This window comes from Phycisphaerales bacterium AB-hyl4, assembly GCA_041821185.1.
Taxonomy (GTDB): domain Bacteria; phylum Planctomycetota; class Phycisphaerae; order Phycisphaerales; family Phycisphaeraceae; genus Natronomicrosphaera; species Natronomicrosphaera hydrolytica.
In genome coordinates this window covers 25,162-46,683 of sequence record JBGUBD010000007.1, presented here as the reverse complement: position 1 = coordinate 46,683, position 21,522 = coordinate 25,162, and the positions used below count along the sequence as shown (strand labels likewise).

17 protein-coding genes are annotated in these 21,522 nt (G+C 64.8%); 3 read left to right on the top strand and 14 right to left on the bottom strand.

Annotation, left to right across the window (positions count from 1 at the left end; all coding sequences use genetic code 11):
- Positions 1-67 precede the first annotated feature (67 nt).
- The 10 genes from ACERK3_12470 to ACERK3_12425 form a co-directional block, all read right to left on the bottom strand.
- Complete coding sequence (locus ACERK3_12470; GenBank protein MFA9479098.1) at positions 68-1,135, bottom strand: Gfo/Idh/MocA family protein; 1,068 nt, start codon at positions 1,133-1,135, stop codon at positions 68-70.
- Entirely contained in the window at positions 1,132-2,163 is a 1,032-nt protein-coding gene (locus tag ACERK3_12465; protein ID MFA9479097.1) for a glycosyltransferase family 2 protein, read from the bottom strand. Before ACERK3_12465 ends, ACERK3_12470 begins: the two co-directional genes overlap by 4 nt.
- A 50-nt stretch (positions 2,164-2,213) precedes the next feature.
- A complete protein-coding gene (locus ACERK3_12460) occupies positions 2,214-3,353 on the bottom strand; it encodes a glycosyltransferase family 4 protein (GenBank protein MFA9479096.1) in 1,140 nt (379 codons plus the stop codon).
- Between the two features lie 82 nt (positions 3,354-3,435).
- Positions 3,436-4,410 (bottom strand): glycosyltransferase family 2 protein, encoded by a 975-nt coding sequence (locus tag ACERK3_12455; protein ID MFA9479095.1) that lies wholly within the window; start codon positions 4,408-4,410, stop codon positions 3,436-3,438.
- A gap of 87 nt (positions 4,411-4,497) precedes the next feature.
- On the bottom strand, positions 4,498-5,463 hold the full coding sequence (locus tag ACERK3_12450; protein MFA9479094.1) for a sulfotransferase: 966 nt from the start codon (positions 5,461-5,463) through the stop codon (positions 4,498-4,500).
- Positions 5,464-5,523: 60 nt separating this feature from the next.
- The gene (locus tag ACERK3_12445; protein MFA9479093.1) at positions 5,524-8,175 is read right to left on the bottom strand and encodes a glycosyltransferase; all 2,652 of its coding nucleotides are present in this window, start codon (positions 8,173-8,175) and stop codon (positions 5,524-5,526) included.
- 63 nt (positions 8,176-8,238) lie between these two features.
- Positions 8,239-9,615 carry an oligosaccharide flippase family protein gene (locus ACERK3_12440; protein MFA9479092.1) on the bottom strand — a complete coding sequence of 459 codons (1,377 nt, stop codon included), beginning with the start codon at positions 9,613-9,615 and terminating at the stop codon, positions 8,239-8,241.
- A 198-nt stretch (positions 9,616-9,813) separates the two neighbouring features.
- A complete protein-coding gene (locus tag ACERK3_12435; protein ID MFA9479091.1) occupies positions 9,814-12,474 on the bottom strand; it encodes a right-handed parallel beta-helix repeat-containing protein in 2,661 nt (886 codons plus the stop codon).
- Positions 12,475-12,868: 394 nt separating this feature from the next.
- Complete coding sequence (locus ACERK3_12430) at positions 12,869-13,063, bottom strand: hypothetical protein (protein ID MFA9479090.1); 195 nt, start codon at positions 13,061-13,063, stop codon at positions 12,869-12,871.
- Between the two features lie 257 nt (positions 13,064-13,320).
- Positions 13,321-14,250, bottom strand: coding sequence for a M48 family metalloprotease (locus tag ACERK3_12425; GenBank protein MFA9479089.1), 930 nt, complete (start codon positions 14,248-14,250; stop codon positions 13,321-13,323).
- A gap of 568 nt (positions 14,251-14,818) precedes the next feature.
- Here ACERK3_12425 and ACERK3_12420 point away from each other — a divergent pair.
- A complete protein-coding gene (locus ACERK3_12420) occupies positions 14,819-15,535 on the top strand; it encodes a B12-binding domain-containing protein (GenBank protein ID MFA9479088.1) in 717 nt (238 codons plus the stop codon).
- 149 nt (positions 15,536-15,684) lie between these two features.
- Here the strand turns inward: ACERK3_12420 and ACERK3_12415 are convergent, their stop codons facing one another.
- Entirely contained in the window at positions 15,685-16,383 is a 699-nt protein-coding gene (locus tag ACERK3_12415) for a tetratricopeptide repeat protein (protein ID MFA9479087.1), read from the bottom strand.
- Between the two features lie 238 nt (positions 16,384-16,621).
- On the bottom strand, positions 16,622-17,827 hold the full coding sequence (locus tag ACERK3_12410) for an aminotransferase class I/II-fold pyridoxal phosphate-dependent enzyme (protein MFA9479086.1): 1,206 nt from the start codon (positions 17,825-17,827) through the stop codon (positions 16,622-16,624).
- Between the two features lie 232 nt (positions 17,828-18,059).
- On the opposite strand from ACERK3_12410, the gene ACERK3_12405 reads away from it, so the two are divergent.
- Entirely contained in the window at positions 18,060-19,280 is a 1,221-nt protein-coding gene (locus tag ACERK3_12405) for an aminotransferase class V-fold PLP-dependent enzyme (GenBank protein ID MFA9479085.1), read from the top strand.
- 15 nt (positions 19,281-19,295) lie between these two features.
- On the opposite strand, the gene ACERK3_12400 is transcribed toward ACERK3_12405, so the two are convergent.
- Positions 19,296-19,565, bottom strand: coding sequence for a hypothetical protein (locus tag ACERK3_12400; GenBank protein MFA9479084.1), 270 nt, complete (start codon positions 19,563-19,565; stop codon positions 19,296-19,298).
- Between the two features lie 22 nt (positions 19,566-19,587).
- Entirely contained in the window at positions 19,588-20,712 is a 1,125-nt protein-coding gene (locus tag ACERK3_12395) for an Mrp/NBP35 family ATP-binding protein (GenBank protein ID MFA9479083.1), read from the bottom strand.
- Between the two features lie 176 nt (positions 20,713-20,888).
- Here ACERK3_12395 and ACERK3_12390 point away from each other — a divergent pair, with 176 nt between their 5' ends.
- Positions 20,889-21,458 (top strand): Spy/CpxP family protein refolding chaperone, encoded by a 570-nt coding sequence (locus ACERK3_12390; GenBank protein MFA9479082.1) that lies wholly within the window; start codon positions 20,889-20,891, stop codon positions 21,456-21,458.
- Positions 21,459-21,522 lie beyond the last annotated feature (64 nt).

Sequence of the window (21,522 nt, the reverse complement as noted above, 5' to 3'; positions counted from 1 at the left end):
TGACCCACGGATTCGCTGCGCTATATCCGTGGGCTGTATTGGGTTGGGGGTGGTTTATTGGTTGGTGTCAGGGTTGGGGTTGTTGCTGGAGCAGCGCGTCGAGCAGTCGGCTGGCGGCGTCCATGTCGGCGAAGGTGACGGGAGGCGCGTTGCCGAGCGCGAGAGCGTGGTAGGTCTGTTCGATGAAACGGTGAAGGCCTTCGTAGGCGGACCAGCGGCCGAGCACTTTGCCGGCGAGGTGGCGGGGGCCGGCGTGGAGAAGGGACCACCCCCCTGCTACGGCGTTGACGACGGGGGAGAGGTGTCTGCCCCCTGCTCGCGGGCGGACGAGTCGGACGTAGGGGTTGAACAGGTCGGCCTCGGCGAAGCCTTGTGTGCCGTGGACGGTGAGGGCGAATGCGTCGGGGGCGGTGTGGCAGGTGAAGCGGATTCGGCCGTGGGCTTGGCCGAGGCTGACGATGGCGTCGAGGTCGTCGTAGCGGAACGGTGCGTCGCGGCCGCGGTTGGACCAGATGGCTTTCACGTGATCGAAGCGGACAGCGTCGGGCTCGACGCGCAGCAGGTGCACGAGCAGGTAGCAGAGGTGGGTGAGGAATTCGTGCAGGATGCCGGCGGGCAACTGATGCGAGGCGTGTGGCAGGTTGCGGTCGGCGTAGCGATGGTCAGGGCTGCGGATAGCGAGGGTGAGGCGAAGCTCGACTTCGCGGACATGGCCTAGCTGTCCTTCGTCGATGAGGGCGACCAGTCGGCGGACCGGCTCGTTGAAGCGATAGTTGTGATCTTCGACAAGGCAGCGATCGTGTCGGCGGGCGTGGTCGTAAAGCTCGCGGAAGACGTCGTACGTCGGGGCGACGGGCTTTTCGACGATGACGTGCGCGCCGGCGTCGATCGCATCGCGGACAATGGCCGCGTGGCTGGCAGGCGGGGTAAGGACGTGGACGACATCGGGCATGGTGCGGTTGAGCATGTCGCGGTGATTGGTGAAGGCGTGTTGGACGTTGAAGCGTTCGGCAGTGTCGCGGGCCATGACGGGTGAGAGATCGCAGACAGCGACGGGCTGGACGTCGTGCAGGCGGTTCAGGCCGAGCAGGTGCTGCTCGCAGATCGTGCCGGCGCCGATGAGTGCGGCTTTCATGGGATGGCTCCGGTTCTGTTGAGGGCGGGGTGCTTGTATTCGATGAGCGTGGCCTGGCCGCCGCGGCGCTTGTGTTGGGTGTAGCGGAGTTGGCCCAAGGCTTCGGGGATTTTGCCGAGCGTGCAGAAGGCGGCGTAGAGCATGGCGTGCGCGGGCGGGTCGTGGCGGTCGCGTCGACGGTGGCGATAGACGCGGGCGATCAGCAGCGGGTAGACGAGCAGCGCGAGCAGGCTAAGGCCGCGCGTAGGGTGGATCAGTATTGTGATGATAATGGGAATGACAAGACCATAGAGGTAGATGCTACGGCTGCGGCGAAGGGCTTGCGGGTTGGTTCGGCTGTGCAGGTGTGCGGCTTGCGCGAAGGCCCAGCCGGAGCGAGTGGTGCGTTGCCACCATTGTCGGAAGCGGGTGATGTTGGCGTCGTGCCGGGTCATGTCGTGGTCGAGTCGTTCGATGCGGTGTCCGAGTTGTCGGAGGCGGGTGCAGAGTTCGGGCTCTTCGCCGCAGATGAGTGTGGGGTTGTAGCCGTTTGCTTGATGAAAGGCGTCGAGTCGGAGCATGGCGTCGCCGCCGCAGGCGTGGGCTTCGCCGACGGGGGTGTTCCATTCCATATCCATGAGTCGGTTGAAGACGGTGGCATCGGGGTATCGTTCGCGTCGTCGGCCGCAGACGACGGCGACACGTGGCTTGGTGTCGAGGCGGCGGGTGGCGAGTTCGAGCCAACCGGGAACGAGTTCGCAGTCGCCGTCGACAACCTGGACGTATCGGAGACCGGGTTCGAGGTGGGTAAGTGCTTCGATGCCGACGTTGCGGGCGCGGGCGGCGGTGAAGGGCTGGCTGGTGTCGAGTTCGACGACGTGAGCGCCGAGGCGTCGAGCGAGGACGACACTGTTGTCGGTTGAGCCGGAGTCGACGTAGACGACGCGGGCGACGCGGCCGACGATTGAGGCGAGGCAGCGTTGGAGGCGTGGGGCCTCGTTGCGGCCGATGGCGACGGCGCCGACGGATTGGATGGGGTTGGGGGGCATGGGCGAGTTTCGAGTTTCGAGTTCCTGGTTTCGAGTTTCGAGTTTGCGTTTCAGGTTGGGTGGGTGTGGTTTTGGTGGACTTCGTGGAAGAAGTCGGCGTAGGCGCGGGCGATGGCGGGCCAGGTGAAGCGTCGCTCGGCAAGGGCGCGGCGGGCGGCGGCGGCGCGGGGGGCGTGCTTCTCGGTGGCGTGTTGCAAGGCGCGGGCGACTTCGGCGAGGTCGTTGGTGTCGACGTAGTGGGCTTGGGACTCGAGGGTCCAGCGGGTGACGTCGCGGTCGTGGGTGACGATGGGCAGGCCGGTGGCGAGCGCTTCGATGTAGGCGTTGGCGGAGGGCTCGGTCTGACTCATGTGGAGGAAGACGTCGGCACAACGGTAGAGGTCGGGCATGCGCTCGCGCGGGAGGTCGAAAAGGTGAAGGCGGTTGCACATGTGATTGAGGCAGGCGAAGCGCTCGATCTCGCCACGCTCGGGGCCGTCGCCTGCGATGGCGAGATGGAGGTTGGGCACGCGACTGACGGCTTGCACGCCTTCGAGCACACGCTTGGTGCGGATCATGGCGCTGACCATGAGGGCGACCGGCTGGTCGACGGGCAGGCCGAAGGCAGCGCGGTCGGCTTTGCCAGGCGCGAAGGTGCGTGGGTCAACACCATTGGGGATGAGCGTGGCGGGCCAAAGGTCGCGGTTGCGGTAGTAGTAGTCGGGGTTGGTGCAGACGAGGCCGTCGCAGTGAAAGAAGCGGTACTCGCGGCGGAACTCTTGCGCGGGCCAGTCGCCGTTTTGCGTGACGTAGATGTGGGCGGGTCGTCGGCGAGCAGGTCGGCGGAGCAGCCAATTGGTGTAGGGGTAGCTGCAGGTCATGGTGAGGTCGTAGTCGCGCGGCCGATAGGCGTGGAAGAGGCCTGGGGTGAAGGAGAGTTCTTCGTAGCAGTACTCGCTTCGGAGCATGGGCAGGTTTGGGTAGTGGTGGAAGCGTTCACGGGTGATGCAGGGAACGCGACGATAGCGGTAGGGTTCGTCGGGTCGTGGCGGGCCGGAACCGATGAGTGTGACGTTGAAATCGGGTAGGTTGGCGAGCTCGCGGCCGACGGCTTCGAAGGCGGTTTCCGCGCCGCGGCGAACGCGGTGCAGACCGGGGAGGACGAGGGCGATGCGGAGGGGCGCGGCAGTGGTCGTGGTGTTGGGAGGCATGAGGGTTGCTGGTTTCTGGTTTCTCGTTTCTGGTTGGGAAGCGGCCCGGGCGTGGCGACGTGGGATTGGGGCAAGTGATGCGTCAGGTGGACAGCGGTTTGCGGAGGAGACGCCAGGCGGCGGCGTCGCGTTGGTAGCGCTGGGATCGGGCGAGTCCGCGGGCGCGCATGACGATGAGTCGGAGTGAGAGTGAGAGCAGGTCGAGGATGCGGAGCCAGGCGGCGGCGAGTCGGCCGAAGCATTTGCGCTGGACGAGGTAGCGGGCGTGCCAGTAGGCGGGGTTCTGACGTGGGGCGTGGTGGTGGTTTTCGTCGGCTGATGCGCCGCCGAAGTGCGTGATGGTGACGCGCGGGTCGTAGTAGCGGGTGTAGTGATGGCGGTGGAGTCGGTGGCAGAGTTCGATGTCTTCGCCGTAGAAGAAAAAGTCTTCGTCGAGTTGGCCGACGGCTTGGAGGGCTTCGCCGCGGAGCAGGAGAAACGCGCCGCCGAGCCAGTCGACCTCGCGCGGGTGGTGGTGATGGTCGGTGCTGATGTACTCGGGGTCGAAGTGGGCGAACCAGCGCGGCAGCCACCAGGGGAGGCCGAGGGCGACGAGCGTGTGGCGAAGCGGCGTGGGGAAGCGGCGGGCCATGGTCTGCGGCGAGCCGTCGGCCGAGAGAAGACGGCAGGCGAGCGCGCCGATGTCGGTGCGGGCGTGCATCAGATCGAGACAGTGGCGAAGCGTGCCGGGATGCATGAGGGTGTCGCTGTTGAGCAGGAGGACGTAGCGGGCGTCGGGGTAACAAGCGATGCCGCGATTGTTACCGCCGGCGAAGCCGAGGTTGTGGTCGAGCGGGAGCAGCTCGCATGTGGGTTGCCAATGATGGTCGATGATGGCGCGGTGAATCGCGTCGGCAGAGCCGTCGGCAGAGCCGTTGTCAACGACGACGACGCGCGCGTTTTCGGGCATCGACTGCAACTCGGGGAGGAGTGCGTGCAGGCAGTCGATCGTCATCGCGGGTGTGCGGTAGTTGACGATGACGATGAGCAGGTCGGGCTGGGGCGGGGTGGGGAGCATGGGGGGGGCGTTTTAAGTTTCGAGTTTCGAGTTTTGGGTTTCGAGTTGGGGGCGTCCCACGGATTCACTGCGCTATATCCGTGGGCTTTATTGCGGGGGCCAGAAGGTGTTGAGGGGGGAGTCGGTGAGGATGGTGTCGATGAGGTGTTGATCTTCGGCGGTGAGTTTGTTGCGCCAGGCGCGGGCGATGGCGGGAGAGGCGGTGGGCTGAACGGCACGCTCGATGGCGGGGGTGAAGTCGAGGCGACAGGCGTCGTAAAGGCGGCGGGTCTGGGTGACGGGGTCGGCGGCGAGGTGTTCGTAGATGAGCAGATGGTAGTTGGGGCGCGATTCGCCGAGGCGGTGGATCATCTCGGCGGCGTAGCGCCAGAACCAGAGCTCGGCGGCCTCGGCGGTGAGGGTGTGGATGTCATCGAAGCGGGTGGCCCATGTGTCGTCGACGGCGGCGATCTGGTGAAGGCGGTCGCGGTTGAGGCGAGTGACCGTGTCGCGGTCGTGGTGGGCGAGCCAACGGTTGCGGTAGGAATTGAGGAAGCCGCCGGGGTGGCGGACGATGTGCACGTGCATCGCGTCAGGGCGATGCGCAAGCGACCAGCACGCCCATGCGGGCACTTGGTTGAGCTTGAGTACGGGCACGGCAGCGGTGAGCGCGTCGGGGCGGGCCCACCAGCGCGGCGGCTGCCATTCCGGTTCGGCGAGCGTGGGTTGTGCAACGCTGACGGCGCGGCGGAGCTTCGGGCCTTTCATCATGCGGTCGAGGCCGAGCGGGCGTGCCCATTGATGGACGTGGGCTTTGGTATCGGGCAGGCGGTGATCGCGCTGGCCGACGCGGGCGGCGGACCAGGCGACGGCGGCATCCCAATGCGGCGCGACGGCGTCGTGGTCGAGCGGCTGACAGACCCAGGGTGATGGGAGGCGCTGCCAGGGTTCGCCGCCGAGCTCGTTGGGCTCGTTGCGGCAGTGGGTGCGTGGGCTGTGATCGAGCAGGCTGAGCAGCCAGTTGGTGCCCGATCGACCGTGGCCGAGGATGAGGATGTAGGGGGGCGTGGGCATGGGGGGTGGGTTGGTTTGTGGTTTTTGGTTTGTGGTTTCGAATTTGGGTATCCCACGGATTCACTGCGTTACATCCGTGGGCTTTAATGGGGTCGGGGTGGGGCTGGGGGGGATGAAAGTTGTGGTGGTTTTTTGGGCGAAGGTTTCGCGAACGATTGTTTCGAGGACGACGCCCCAGCTGTATCGGCCGTCGAAGTAACGGTCGGCGGCGGCGCGCGTGCCGGCGCGGTAGCGGTTAAAAGTCGCTTCGTCGTCGGCGAGGGTTTCAATGGCGTGGCGATACTGGTCGACGGCGTCGGGCTCGACGAGCCAGACGGCTTCGGGAACCTCGGCGGTGGCGGGGCAGACGCGCGAACTGACGACGGGTCGGCCGGCCATGACAGCTTCGACGACGACCTGGTTGAAGCCTTCGTGGAGACTGGCGCGGGTGGGCACGACGACAATGTGGGCGGCGGCGAGCATGTGTTGCATTTCGTTGCGGTTGCAGTGGCCGTGGCATTTGAAGCGGTCGTCGAGGTTGAGGGCGGTCGCCTGTTGCTGGAGCGCGGCGAGGTGTGAGCCGTCGCCGCAGAGGTCGATGCGGATGTCGTCGCGGCCGGCGGCGCGCCACTGGCGGGCGAGGGTGAGCAGGTCGTCGACGCCTTTGGTGGTTTCGATGCGTCCGGCGTAGAGCACGCGAAACGGTCGACTGGCGAAGTCGGGCGGGGCGAGGTTGGCGAAGGCGGCGCGACGGTATAGCGGGCTGAAACGGCGGATGGGTCGCGCGGGGCCGGTGGTGAGCAGGCGGACCTGCTGAGCGATGTCATCGGAGGCGACCATGATGGCCTGGCAGTGGTGGGCGAAGAAGCGCTTGCTCAGGGCGAGCACGGTGCGTTGAATGATGCCCGGCGTGCGATGAGTCGCCCATAGCTTGCCGTGCAGCGAGGGGACGACGGCGATGCCGAGCGCGGGGAGGATGCTGAGCACGAACCAATGGGCGTAGCGTGTGGAGACGACGAGGTCGGCGCGGTATCGGCGGGCAGAGGCGACGAGTCGGAGGCTGTACCAGAACAGGCCGAGGTGGTGCAGCGGGCCGGCGCGGTTGAACAACGGGATGGGCCGGTAGTCGATGCGGACGTCGCCGTCGTCGAGGGTGCGTTTGGGTTCGCGGGGGCTGATGAGCCAGGCGCTCGCGTTGAGTCGGCTGCACATGTCGTGAAACTGGTGGGTGTAGGCGACGTTCATCTGGGAGGGGTCGTCGTTGCCGTGCCGCCAGTGTCGGTAAGTTGGGATGAGGTCGCCGGGGCCGGTGGCGTAGAGGATGCGTAAGGGGCGCGGGCCGGGTGGCTGGGGGATGGCGGCGCGGGGGGCGACGATGGGCGGGGCGTGGTCTTTGCGTGGCGGCGGTGCGATGCGGCGGACGGGGGCGGCGGCGAGCAGGCCGGTAACCGTGCCGAGCATGAGCATGAACATGGGGTTGAGCATGGCGTTGAACATCCCGTCGATGGAGTAGAGGATTGCGCCCAGGCCCATGCAGGCGACGACGGCGCCGGTGGGATGTCTAAGCAAAGGTTTGGGTAGCCGTCGGAAGAGAACGATGGGGGCGAGGATCATGAGTGTGATGAACGCGGCGAGGCCGACGAGGCCGTTTTGTCCGAAGGCGAGGATCCACATGCTCTCTGCGACGGGCATTTCGTGGGGCTCCATGCCGGGGTGGATTTGTCTTGCGAGGTTCCAGCCGCGCCAGCCGAAGATGGGCGCTTCGAAGGCGCGTTGCATGAGTGCTTCTTCGTTGTAAATGCGGTAGTAGAGCGAGGCGGCGCGTTGCGGGCCGAAGATGGTTTCGGCGGCCTGGACCATGCGCTCGGCGAGGTTGGTCTGACCAAGCCTTGAGAAGACGTAGACGGGCGCGACCATGGCGAGCATGGTGAGAGGGAAGGCTTTTCGCCAGTGGTCCGCGGCGAGGATGGCGGCGCCGCCGAGGGCCATGAGCAAGAGCGCGCCGGTGGAGCGTGAGAGGATGGTGGTGATGAGGAGGATGACGACGACACCGGCCATGGGCATGTTGAGCAGGCGTTGCCTTGCGCCGCTGTACCAGAGGGCGACGGCCATGAGTGTGGCGGTGGCCATGAACATGGCGACCATGAGGCCGTGGGTCATGAAGACCATGGGTCGGTAGCCGCCGTAGCGGAGCGTTTGTCGGAAGTCGTGCTGGTGGTAGCCGTAGACGATGTTGTGAAGCTGCGGGCTGAAGCGGCTTTCGTAGAGGCAGAACGGAACATAGACGAGGCCCGCGACGACGATGGCGGTCGCGAGCAGTCGGATGTCGGCAGGGTCGCTGAAGAAGGCTCGACCGATCCAGTAAGGCATGCCCCAGACCAGGAAGTTTGTCAAGATGCCGGAAAGCCCATCGTAGACACCGAGGCCGACGGAGACAGCGGAGAAGAACGGGAGGACGATCCACACAGCCATGGGCAGGTCGAACCAGTGTGGGCGGACCTCGGTGAGCCGACCGATCTCGCCGTGGAGGGCGAGGCCGGCGAGGATGCCGACGATGATGGCGACGGACTTGTCGTAGTTGGGAATGCCTTCGAAGTAGAAGGTTTCCATGGGGAGGAACATCCACCCGCCGAGGAAGGTGGCGAGGATGGCGGTGCGCAGGGGTAGCCATGCGAACAGCGCGATGGCGACCAGGGGCCAGCCGTAGAGGGCGAGGGGGATGAGGGGGGCCATGGGTTTTGGGGTATGGGCGCCACGCCCCGGCGGGCGTGGGCTTTCGGGGTGGCGCGCCGGAACTCAGATCAGGGCGAAGTCATGCAGGAGCATGATGATCGACAACGCAGCACAGACAGTGAGTACGGGCAGGTCGACGGCAGGCTGCCAGCATCGCTTGCCGATGGCAAGGCAGGCGACGATGGGGTAGTGCAGCCAGGGAGCGATCGCGAGGCCGACGATGAACCCGACTTCGGCGGGCATACCGAGCGGGTCGGCGTAGTAGTAGCCGAGCAGCGCTGCGGCCACGGTGAGCACGAGCCTTGTCGCGACGAAGAGCATGTGTCGAAAGCTGTCGCCGAGCGCGAGGAAGGCGTGCATGTAAGTTTGGGTGACGAGCTTGGCGAGCGTGGCGACGATCATGAGTCGGAGGATCCAGCCCACGTCGCTGTAGGCAGGCGGATAGAGCCAGACAGCCACGGCGGGCCCGACGACCAGCAGCAGCAGTTGGCCGACGACGGCGGGGAAGATGAGCATCGCGCGAACGTGTCGTAGTCGGCTGAAAAAGCGGTCGGCGTCGCGGCGGTACAACTCGGCGAGCGCGGGGAAGCCGACGGATTGGCCGAGGCGTGTGGCGAGCAGCGGCGCGACTTCGCTGATCTGCACAGCGATCCAGAACACGCCGAGCACTGCCGGGGCGAACAGCGCGCCGAGCAGCAGCTTGTCGATCTGCTTCGCGAGGAAGGCGATGAGCGTGCCGAGGAAGATCCATCGGCCGAACCGAAACAGCTCGGTGAAGGCGGCGCGGTCGAAGGCGAGGCGGTGTCGCGTCGCGGTGGGCAAAGCGTAACTGCCGACGCAGCGGACGAGTTGCGAAGCGATCGCGCCGGCGATCATGGCCCAGACACTGGGGTGAACGAGCGCCCATGCGACCATGACGACGACGCCCACGGCCTGAGCAGCGAGGCGGAGCTTGGCGAGCGCCTGCATCTTCAGCTGACGGTTGAGTACATAAATGCTCGTCGAGCCGAGGCCCATGGTGATGGCGGTGATGCCGGCCACGGGCAGGAGGTATCGCAGCTCGTAGCCCCACAGCCACGACACGGGCACGGCCAGAGCGAGCGCGGCCGCCCAGAGCACGAAGCCTCGAATGATCTGAATGGTCCATGCGGTGTTGAGGAATGTGGGGTCTTCGCCGCGTTTGCTTCGGATGATGCTCGGCGCGAGGCCGACGTCGGAGAACATCTGCAAGCCCTGGAGGAAGACGTTGACCAGGGCCATAAGTCCAAACGCTTCGGGCACGAGCAGGTATGCGAGGACGAGGTTTCCGCCGAAGCGGAGCACTTGTCCGAGTGCGTACTCGGCGGTCACCCACCCGCCGCCGATGAGTGCCCGGGCCTTGAGGCCGGGCGTGGGCGCGGGGATCGCGCCGCCGGGGTGAGGCGGGTTGGAGGCGTCCATGGGTGATTATTTTGCAATTCGGATTGTTGACTGCGGGGAGCTGGGGGAGAGAACCTGGCCGACGGGCGTCGTGTTCACCATGGATGCCGTGCATGGTGTCGGCCGGTTCCCTCCCCCGGCTCCGCGCGGGAACCGGGGGGATCGAAACCATTGATTGTCGCCGTGCTCCCGTGAAATCGGGGGAGCAGGCATGGCGAATCAGTCGTAGTTGGCCAGTTGCGTATAGCCTTCACGAATGTAGGCGATGACGGACTTGGCTTCGTACGCGGGACGCCAGAAGTTACGGCCTTGCTTGCGTGCTTCGGTGACGAAAGCGTTCATGGTGGCCTGACGTCCGATCCAGCCGTGGTAGGTCGAAACCTCGCGGCTGGCGTCGACGTATCGATTGGCCGGGAGCTTGACCTCGTTCCACCGCGACTGCACGCTCGGGCCGAGTCGGATCGCGGGGTGTCGGGCTTCGTTCCAGTACCAGTTGAAGATCACGTTCCGCTGCACCATCACATCGCGGTTGGGCTTGTCATCGTAGAACTGGATCGGGCTGTGCCCGGCTTCGAACGGTTTGTGGACGAACCAGTTCTGATCGACCTGGCCGCGATTGATGCTCGACACATACACGGCGAACGACTGGTTGGTGGGGTTGCCGCCAACGTTGATTGCGCCGCCGATGCGTGTGAAGAGGTTTCGGCGGATGGTGAGATCCTGGAAGTTGTGCGGCGAGCCGTAGCCTGCGCCGCCGGAGTAGCCGGCCGACATGCCGTTGGGGCTGCCGAAGAAGAGGTTATCTTCGACGAGCACGCGCCGCGAGCCGCCGGTGGTGTTGGAGCTGAGCTTCAGGCCGAAGCTCGATGCATGTGAAAAGATGTTGTTGCGGATGGTGACGTCGTTGCACTCGTAGGTGTAAACGTTGTGGTTGAAGATCGTGGCTCGCGCGCCGCCGCCGAGTCCGTTACGGTCGAAGATGTTGTCTTCGATCGTGATGTTGTCCATGTAGCCGAGGTAGATTCCCTGCGAGTGGCTTCCGCCGCTGGGTCGCGACTCGGCGATGATGGATCGGCGGATGGTGAAGCCCGACGGCCGACCACTGTTGAACTGGTGAGCGTTGATGTTGTCCTGCGCACCGTGGAGGTAGCAGTCTTCGATGTGCAGGTCGTGGAACTCACCGATGAGTCGGAGGTTGTTGTTTCGTCCGCGGCCGTCGAACTCGATGCCGACGATGGCGATGTGTCGACGAACGCCACGGTGGACGAAGGTGTTGCCGCTGCCGCCGCCGTGTCCGACGATGGGGCGGTTACCTTCGCCATAGGTGCCGATGACCATGCGGGCGTTGCGAGACTGGCCGGACTTTTCCCATCGCGGGAAGGTTTCCGACCAGCGGTCGCCTCGTCGCAGGAGCATCTGGTCGGGCTGGCCGTTGCGCAGCAGGCTGTAGGCCCTGTTCAGCGATCGGACGGGCCGGTTTTCGGCCAGGCCGTCGTTGTTGTCATTGCCCTGCGAGTTGGAAACGTAGATGACGCGGGCGCCGCTGGGTGCGCGGAAGTCGGTCCAGCCGTTGCTGGAGCGGTCGATGAAGTTGGGGTCGGGCGGGTCGAGGTCGCCGGGGCCGTCGCCGTTGTCATCACCGTTGCCGTTGTCGTCATCCCCGTTGTCGTCGCCATTGCCATTGTCGTCGCCGTCGCCATTGTCATCGTCACCGTTGCCGGGATCGCCGCCGTTCCCGTTGTCATCGTCGTCGCCGGGGTCACCCCCATTGCCGTTGTCGTCATCGCCGTTGCCGGGGCGGGAGACGTTGATCCAGTGGCTGGTCTGCTGAACTTCAGCGTTGGGAACGCGGAGTCGCATTTGGAGGTTGACACGGCCGTCGGGCAGTTGATCGAGCTGAGTGCTGCTGATCTGCCAAGGTCCACTGCCGATGGCGTGTGCGAAAGCGTCGACCATACCGCCCTGCTCATCGGACCAGGCGAGGGCCATGATGTCGCCGCCTTCAGGCATATCGCCGGAGAGCGCGAGATTGATGTTCTGACCCGAGCCGACGGTGTAGCTGCCGGGCGCATTGTTGAAGCTGACGGTCAAACCGGGCTGGATGCCGCCGCCGTTGCCGGGGTCTGGTGCGGGTGCGGCCTCGACGTCGATCCAGTGGTTGGCGCGAACGTTGTCCTGGCCGGGCAGGCGAAGCAGCAGTTGGATGTTGTTTCGGCCTTCGGGCAACTGGTTAAGCTGCGACTGCGTGATCCGCCAGGGCTCCCCGGTGAGGGTGTGGGCGAAGGCGTCGACCATGCTGCTCTGCTCGTCAGACCAGGCGAGCACGAGCATGTCCGCGCCGTCGGGCAGGTTGCCTTCGACGTTGAGGGCGACCTCGCCATCGACTTCCTTCTGCCATGTAGCGGGGGCGTTGTTGAAGCTGATGCTTGCGGGCCGCTGGGGGGCCGGCTGAACGTCGACCCAATGGAACGCGCGGTCGACGACCCGGCCGTTGCTGCGCAGCATCAACTGGAGGTTGCTTCGGCCGAGCGGGAGGTTGTCCAGCTGGGTCGAGGCGATCCGCCACGGTTCGCCCGTGAGGGTATGAGCGAAGGCGTTAACGACCGCCGACTGCTCTTCGGACCATGCGATGACGACCACGTCGAGCTGATTGCCCGCGCGGGCGTCGACATTGAAGTTGATGGCCTGGCCGGACTGCTGGGTGTGGGTGTCCGGAGCATTGGCATCAAACGAGACCATGCCGAGCGAAGCGGCTTCGCCGGTCTGCTGGAAAGCGGACAGCGTGGTGGCGGTCAGCGCTGGGCTGGCCGCCGCGTGGCCGGGCAAAGCGGCTAACAATGCTCCGGCGATGAGGGTGAACAGAACACGAGAAGGACACATCCGTACGTCGCTGCAAATTCTTCGGGGCTCCATGCCAGTTACTTCTCCCCGAAGGTCTCCGCGTCCGATATCGGCTGCATCCTTGAGGCAGTTGTGGCCGAAACCGGAAAAATCGGAAAAAAGATCGCAATCGGCCGAACTTCGCTGGATTACCCACCTCGCTTGATCGATTCCTGCGGTGAATGGACCTGACTGAACACGTTTCACGCGATCAGGGGAAGCGTGCTCGACTGCGGCCGTCCGCGAGCCACGGCGAGGCTCCGCCCCCGTCGCCTGCGCCCCAGGATGTGGCGCAGCGATTCCACCATTGCTTCGCGCGGACGTCGCGTGCATCGTCAGGTGCGTCTGCTCGGCTCGGCCAACCGCCGCGCCGCCAACGCATCACGGGAGATGATCAGGGGTCCACCACGGCCCATCGCAAGCCCAGCCCCGCTTCCAGAGCCCCGGCCTCGATGTCAGTCGCGCGTGCTCGGCCAACGTTGAGTCTTCTATCGCACACACCTGGCCGACCGGACGCCACTGCACTTTCCTCCTCGCTACGGCCCGACGAATACTCGTCCTTGTCGCGCTGCGATGAAGCAAAGGCCATACCGCCACCGTCGTTCGCCGTGGCTATGTACCGCCGGGGTGACGTGCCTGTGTTTAAGATGCCGCAGTGATAGCTTTTATGAAATGACCATCGGCCGCAGGTTTTCCGGAAGATGGCGCTGCGGGCCCATGCAAGTCTTACAAGCGTGTTGATGGTGCAAGGGGCCGTTAACGCATAAAGCCCAGGCATGGCCATGCCTGGGCTTTGCGGAACTGCAACGACGGGGGGGGGGCGATTATGACGGTCGATCGACTATTTCAGTGGACGCAGGCCGCGCACCCCGCGTGAGCGTGCCGCATGATCGGGCCGAGGCTGCCCTGCTGCGATGCCCCGTGGGTCGGGGCAGGCATCTTGCGCAACTCCTCGAGGACATTTTCGCGGTAGCTGTCTCGGCCGAGGCGGTACTCGTCGGCGTCGTCATGGTCCGGATAGTCACGATCGAGAACACGCTGCACACGGCTGACGCGCGTATCGGGCGCCGGGTGAGTGGACAGCCATTCAATACCGCCACCCCCGCCCGCGGCACGGAGCACTTCCATCACCTTGAGCGCAGCGGCGGGGTTGTAACCGACGCGGCTCATGTAGCGCATGCCCAGTTCGTCGGCTTCGTTTTCCTGCTCCCGGCCGAAGCTCAGCAGATAAACGCCCGACCCCAACTCCGCACCGACGCCCAACAGCGGGCCCCAGTCCGTGCCGGCGACGGCGACACCGAGGATGCCCAGGCCGGCCTGCGTCGCGGCGGCTCGGCTCATCTGCTGGCCGATGTGCTGCGCGGTGACGTGGCCGATCTCATGGCCGATGACGGCAGCGAGCTGGGCTTCGTTTTCAAACTCGACCATGAGGCCGCGGCTGATGAAGACCTTGCCACCGGGCAGCGCGAACGCGTTGATGACGCCGGAGTCGAGCGTGTGAAACTCCCAGGGCAGGTCGGGCCGTTCGCTGATGGCGGCCATTTCCATGCCGATCTCGCGGACGTAGCTTTGGATGCGTTCGTTGGGGATGGGGCCGCCGAACTCTTCGAGGAACTCGGGGCTGTACTGTTCGCCGATCTCGATTTCCTCGCGTTCGCTGAGGACGTTGAACTGCGACTGCCCGGTGGCGGGGTTCACCTGGCAGCCGGGGGTGACCATCAGCGACAGGGCGAGCAGCATGGCGGCAAGCCATTGCGTGATTTTCGTGTGTTTCATGATGTGGCTCATCTGGATCATCGGATTGCGTTTTCTTGTCAGTGCGTGTGGATGATGACCGGCGGCCCGGCATCGTGTCAACTTAAAGCATAGACGAACCAGACGGCACGACTGATGCAGAGATACCGCGCGAATGCAAAATTTTTTCGGATCGCTGGATTCCCATGGCTGGATATCGTCGGCTTCACGTTCCTGAAAGCAGCGCGGTAACGTCTGAATCACCGCCCTGCCTGGCCGTTCGGCAAGTCGGGTTGAAAAGGCAGACTTGACAAAGTAGGTTTATCGGACTTTTCTGCAAAACACCCAAACCTATGCGTTGAAATTGTTTAAGCTATGGGGCAGCCCGCCGCGTCTTGGAAAACTGCGATGTTTATACCGATTGGTCAAGATATACCGTCCCCTACCCGATGAAACAAAGGTCGCAATCGCAGCGGGCCCTTGAGGGGGGCACGCCCGGCCGAGTCAGGACGACTCAGCCACATCGCAAACCGGCCATTGGCCACCGGGACGACAAGGTCGTCTGCCCGTGAAACTGGCTTGCTGCAAGCCGTCTGTATGGAGAGTACGCATGGCGAGTCGACGCAATGTAATTCACGAACAGTTCTTCAATGCCCTGATCAGCGGCGATCGTGACGCGGCGCGCAGCGTCGTCAACGAAGCCTTGGATGCCGACATCCAGGCGTCGCAGATCCTCACGCATCTGTTCTGGCCAACGCTGGAACACGTGCAGAACCTGCATCGCAACGATCAGCTCAGCGACCTGGCTTACCAGTTCGCCACGCGATTGCTGCGGCAGCTTGTCGACCAGATGCAGATGCGTCTGGAGTCGGGCCAGTCGCGTGACTGCACAGTGCTGGTCGCCTGCGGCGCGGAGCAGGCCGAAGAGCTCGCGGCGCAGATGGCGGCCGACCTTCTCGAAGCCGACGGCTACACCGTCTTCTACGCCGGCGGCGGCATTGCCAACGATGAACTGGTCGAACAGCTCGGCCAAATGAAAGCGAACAAGCTGGTGATCTTCGGCGCCGTGCCGCAGACCGTGCCTTACACCCGGCTGTTGATCGATCGGCTGCACGAACTGGGCGTCTGCCCGGACCTGCAGATCATCGTCGGCGGCGGCGTGTTCAACCGGGCCGAAGGGCTCGCTGAGGAAATCGGCGCAGACCTCTGGGCCAACGACCCCGGCGAACTGGTGCAGACGATGGCGGAGAACCCGGACCGTCGCATGGGCGAAGACCAGCGCACCGTCGGCCGACGGCGACGTCAGGGCAAGAGCCAGGCGGCCTGAGTTTCAAGAACGTGTAAAAACAGAAAACCCACGGTCGACTCGGCCGTGGGTTTTTTTGTGGGTGGGTTGGGCTTTTTTTGTAGGTGGGTGGAGGCGCGGGGCGGAAGCCCACGGATTGAATCCGTGGGCTTTATGGTTGCCGATGGGCGCTACTGCTGCGCGCCGCGATGAGACGGTTTCGGCGCGGGAACAGGAACGCCATGCAGTTTGTGTTCGAGGCGTTCGACGGCTCGGGCGATCGCGGGCATGCGGGGGTTGATCGCCAGGGCACGGCGGTAGCAGGCCAAAGCGTGGTCGAGTTCGTTTCGGTGAGCGTGGCAGTGGCCCATGCCGGCAATCGCGCCGAAATGGATCGGCATGCGGGCGATGGTTTCGTGGCCGTCGTCGAGCGCGGCCTGCCAGCGGCCGGCGAGAAAGTGGGCGATGCTCCGCTGGTTGTACGCCTCGGCGAAGTCGGGGTCGGCGTCGATGGCCTGGGTGAACTTGCGAATCGCATCGTCCTGGCATTCCATCGAAAGCAGCGCGACGCCTTCGTGGAACGGCTGGGCGGCGGCGGGCTGGCTGGCGCGGAACCAGATCGACCACAGGCCATGCTCCGCCATCTGATTGACCTGCTCGTCCGTGTCGTGCAGCGCGTGGGTCAGGCAGCCGATGCACGAACCGTCGCCCACGAGCCCGATCACCACCGCCGCGACCCGGCGGACATCCTGCTGCGGACATTGCAGCAACACGCACACATCGCGGGCCGACCACCGTTCGAGCACAGCCCGGGCAAGCTCTGCGGCGTCACCCTGCGCCAGCGGCGGGCGGACCACATCGAGAAAATGTTGCGGTTCAATCTTCTTCATGTCGTTGGGACACTCGCGGGATTGTAGGGAGGCCCGGCAGGACGAGACAACTATAAGCCCCGTGCGATCTGGGCCGACTCCTTATCGGACATCGGTCAGGATCCTACCCCGCCATGAGTGGGAATTGGGAATCGCAGGATTTCGTCAGCGGCGAAGCGCCAGCATGGTCCCCCACCGAGCGCAGCAGAACGCGTTCCGCGAGGAATGACGCGTTTTGTAATCACACCTGTTTTCGCGGTCACACCACCGTCGGAGCCGGGCGGTTGAGCACGCGTTGCAGCTGCTTGAGGGCCTGGCGGATGCGGTGCTCGTTTTCGACCAGCGCCATGCGGACATAGCCTTCTCCGCGGGGGCCGAAGGCGGCGCCGGGGGTCATGGCGACGTCGGCCTGATCGACCATGGCGAGGCAGAACTCGTCCGTGCTTCCGCCGTAGGGCGCGAGATGCTCGGGCGTCACCTTCGCCCAGACGAACATGGTCGCCCGGCAGGGGTCGCACTGCCAGCCGAGCCGTTCGACGCCGCGCACCAGCACGTCGCGGCGGCGCTGGTAGACCTCAGCCTGCCGCTGCACGTGGGCGTCACCCTCGCGCATGGCGATGATGGCGGCGATCTGCACCGCCTGGAAGATGCCGTAGTCGTAGTAGCCTTTGATGGTCGCCAGCGCTGCGAGCATGTCCGCGTTGCCGCAGCAGAAGCCGATCCGCCAGCCCGCCATGTTGTAAGGCTTGCTCAGCGTGGAAAACTCCACGCCGAAGCCTTTCGCCCCGGGGGCGGCGAGGTAGCTGGGGGCCTGGTAGCCGTCGAAGCAGGTTTCGCCGTAGGCGAAGTCGTGCATGATCATGACCTCGTGCCGAGCGGCAAGCTCGACGACCTTTTCGAAGAAGGTCGGCTCAACGGTCATGCTCGTGGGGTTGTGCGGGTAGTTGAGGATGACGCACTTGGGCTTCGGCGTCAGGTGGTTCAGCACGTCATCGATGCGGGCGAGGAAGGCCTCGTCATTGCCCAGCGGCACGCTGACCGTGCTCGCGCCGGCGAGCACCACGGCGTAGGTGTGAATCTGGAACGCCGGGTCCGCCACCACCGCGATGTCGCCGGGGCCCAGAAGGGCGAGGCACATGTGGCTGAAGCCCTCTTTCGAGCCGATGGTGGCGATCACCTCGGTGTCCGGGTCGAGCTGAACACCCCACTTGCGCTCGTACTTCAGAGCCATGTCTCGACGGAGGTTGTAGACGCCCTTGCTCACCGAGTACCGGCTGTTGCGCGGATCGGTCACGGCCTCGCGGATCTTGTCCACCACCGCGTCCGGCGGGGCGTCCGTGGGGTTGCCCATGTTCAGGTCGATGACGTCCGCACCGGCCTTTCGGCGGTCGTAGATCATCTGCTTCAGGCGGCCGAGCACGTAAGGCGGCAACCGTTCAATGCGACTGGCGGGCTGGATCTTCATAAGAAAACTTCACGGCAACGGGGTGCGATTGGTAACCAATCGGTTCATTCTACCGTGATTCGCGAATTTGGTGATTTGGCGATCTGGCGAAGTTCCGGAAGGGAGGGGAGCGGTGGCCGCACCTTTCACATCACCAAATCGCCAAATCACCACATCACCAAATCCCCCCCGGTTGCCCCTTTGCTGCTGGTCGCGCTAGAATGGCCCCTTGCCCCTGCGCGAGACACACCCAATGCCCCGACGCCTGTACATGGACAATGCGGCCACCAGCTTCCCCAAGCCACCGGGCGTGCTGGCTGCCATGACCCGCTTCGCCACCGAGCTCGGCGCCAGCCCCGGCCGGGGTGCGTACGCCGAGGCGCAGGAAGCCGGGCAGTTGATGCACCAATGCCGCGAGCGCATCAATACGCTCATCCACGGCGAAAACCCTGACCACGTCGTCTTCACCCTCAACACCACCGACGCCCTGAATCTCGCGATCCACGGCATCACTCGCGCTGCCCGCGCCAGCGGCCGATCGCCCCACGTCATCACCACCTGGATGGACCACAACTCTGTCCTGCGCCCGTTCAACATGATGGCCCGACACGACGGCGTGCAGCAGACTCGCGTCGAATGCAACCCCGACACCGGCCTGGTCGACCCCGGCGATATTCAAAAGGCGATCACCCCCGACACCTGCCTCATCGCCGTCGTGCACGGCTCGAATGTCACCGGCACGGTGCAACCCGTCGCCGAGATTGGCGCGATCGCCCGCCGACATGACATCCCCTTCCTCGTCGACGCCGCCCAAACGCTCGGCCACATGCCGCTCGACGTCCAACGCGACCACATCGACCTGCTCGCAGCGCCCGGCCACAAGGGGCTGCTCGGGCCGCTGGGCACGGGCATGCTCTACATCCGGCCCGGCATTGAAAAGCTCATGCACACCGTCCGCGAAGGCGGCACCGGCTCGGTCAGCGAAGATGATACGCAACCCGACTTCATGCCCGACCGCTTCGAGCCCGGCAGCCACAACGCCATCGGCATCCTCGGCCTCAGCGAAGGGGTGCAGTACATCCTCGATCAGGGCATCGACAACCTCTGGCAACACGAGCAGCAACTCGTCGCCACGATGGTCGCAGGCCTCGCCGACCTGCCGGGCCTGACCGTCTACGGCCCGCCGGACGTGAACGACCGCTGCGGCGTGTTCTCGGTGCGCGTCGTCCCCGGAACTGGCTATGACGATCCGCGCACGCTCTCCGATGTGCTCGAAAGCGAATTCGGCATCCTCACCCGCTCGGGCATCCACTGTGCACCGCTGGCTCACAAGACATTCAACACACATGAGCTCGCGGGCACGACACGGCTAAGCTTCGGGCCATACCTGACAGTTGAAGATGTGCAGTATGCCTGCGACGCGCTGACACAGATCGCCCAACGCGCCGTTGCCGACGAAGCGGTCACACGGTGACGCCATGCAGACGTTTCATTCGTCGTAGGGCACATCGGTCCGCGGAGCGTCTGACGCCTGTTCGTCCAGCGACTGCCGATATTTGATACACCCCCGGATAAACTCCGGCCAGTCCGGAACCACCGGCAGCGGATCGGTCTTCTCCGGCAGCAACGCCCAAAGTGCAGGATGGTGCCAGCAAAGTTCGTGGCCGCTGCTGTCACGATGCTGACGAATGCCCTGCCGCAGCTTCCTGACCTCGTCGATCAACTGCTCCCGCGTCATCTGATCAAGGTCTTCGTCCATGCCGTTCTCCGCCTGTCGGGTGTCAATGCACACTGATGCTCGGCGCGTCCAGTTCGCCTGACATGCTGAGCACCTGCACCTGGCCGGCGAGCTTCTGCGAGACGTGGGTCAACTCTTCCGCGAGCTTGTCGTCGCCGACGAAGTTGGCGGTGGGGTCGCCCGTGTCACAATTCTCACGAAGGCGCATGTTGATCGGCACCATGCCCAGGAAAGGCACGGCCAACTGCTCGGCCATCCGCTTCGCCCCGCCGCGGCCGAAGATGTCGTATTCCTTGCCATCGTCGCCGATGAAGTAGCTCATGTTCTCCACCACGCCGAGCACATGGATGCCGAGTTGCTGGAACATCTTCACCGCTCGCCTGGCGTCATCCTGCGCCACCTTCTGCGGCGTGCACACCACCACCGCGCCGGTCAACGGCAGCAACTGCGCAAGCGTCAGCGGCACGTCGCCCGTGCCCGGCGGCAGGTCGATGATGAGGTAGTCCAGCTCGCCCCACTCGGTCTGCGTGGCAAGCTGGCGGAACGCGCCGTGCGCCATCGGGCCACGCCAGATCAGCGGCTTGTCTGCTTCGACGAGCTTGCCGATGGTCATGGTCTTAATGCCATGCACCTGGAACGGGAAGATCATGTTGCCCGAGCCTTGCGGCTTGATGTCGTCGAGGCCGAGCATGGTCGGCACGGACGGGCCGTAGATATCGCCGTCGAGCAGGCCGACCTTCGCGCCGGTGCGGGCCAGGCCCACAGCCAGGTTGACCGAAACCGTGGACTTGCCAACGCCACCCTTGCCCGCGCCCACCGCGATAATGTGCTTCACATTCGGCAGCGGGTTGCTCGCGCGGGCCTGGGCCTGCGGGCTGTCGTCGCCGGCGGGCTGGCCCCCCTGCCCCTGTGCGGGCTTCTCCTGGCCGACGAAATCAACGCTGACCTGCTTCACCTCGTCGCCGAGTTCGCGGACGGCCTGCTCGATCGCGTCGCGGATCTGCTGCTGCGTCCCCCCTGCCGAGGCGGACCAGAGCACGCTGACGCTGGCGACACCGTCGCACCAGGCGACGTTGGCGACGCGGTTGAGCGACACAAGGTCGCGATGAAGCTCGGGGTCCTGTACCTTGCGGAGCTGATTCTGAACGTCCTGCTTGCTGATCGCCATGATGACCAATCGTAGGTTGAGGCTGCGGGGGGGTATGTCGTCTGAAAGGGATGATAGAGGCTCGCCCGCGTCGGGCCAAGGTGGGCAAGCATTGCAATAGAGAGCCCGGCCTCGCGTTAAACTCTGTAGAGCCCGGCCGACGGCCTGGCGGAACCGCCTTTACAAGGGCTATTTTTATGAAAAGATTTACCACACTCGGAGCATGGCTGGCTGTGCTCATGCTGACGATCGGCGGCGGCGCGGCCGTCGCGGACGATAACGACAACAACCAGGACCGCGACCGCAGCGGCATCCAGATGCGACACCCAGCGACGGGCATGCACGGCATGGACGAAGGCTCGCTGCGTCGGCTGGTGCGCGATCTGGACCTGGACGACGAACAGCATGAGCAGATCCGCGAAACCCTCCGTGAAGCCCGCGAACGCCGCATGAGTTGGTGGCAGGAGCATGGCCAGGCCGTGCACGGCCTGCGCCAGCGTGTGCATAACGCGCGGAAGGCCGACGACCGCGAACAGTTTCGTGAAAGCTGGGCCGAGCTGGGCGAACTGATGTTCGACGCGCCCGACCCGGGCCAGGTGATTCACGACGTCAAAGAGATCCTTACCGAAGAGCAGCGCGAGCAACTCGAAGCCAACTGGCAGGAAGCCCGCGAGCGCATGGAACGCCGACGCGAACGCCGCGGCGGCCGACGCGATCGCGATGGCAATGGTGACGATGAAAACGGCGACGATGACAACAATGACTAACGGTTAAAGCCCACGGATGGCCATCCGTGGGCTTTGCTCGCGCGTCTTGCTCGCGCGGCATGAC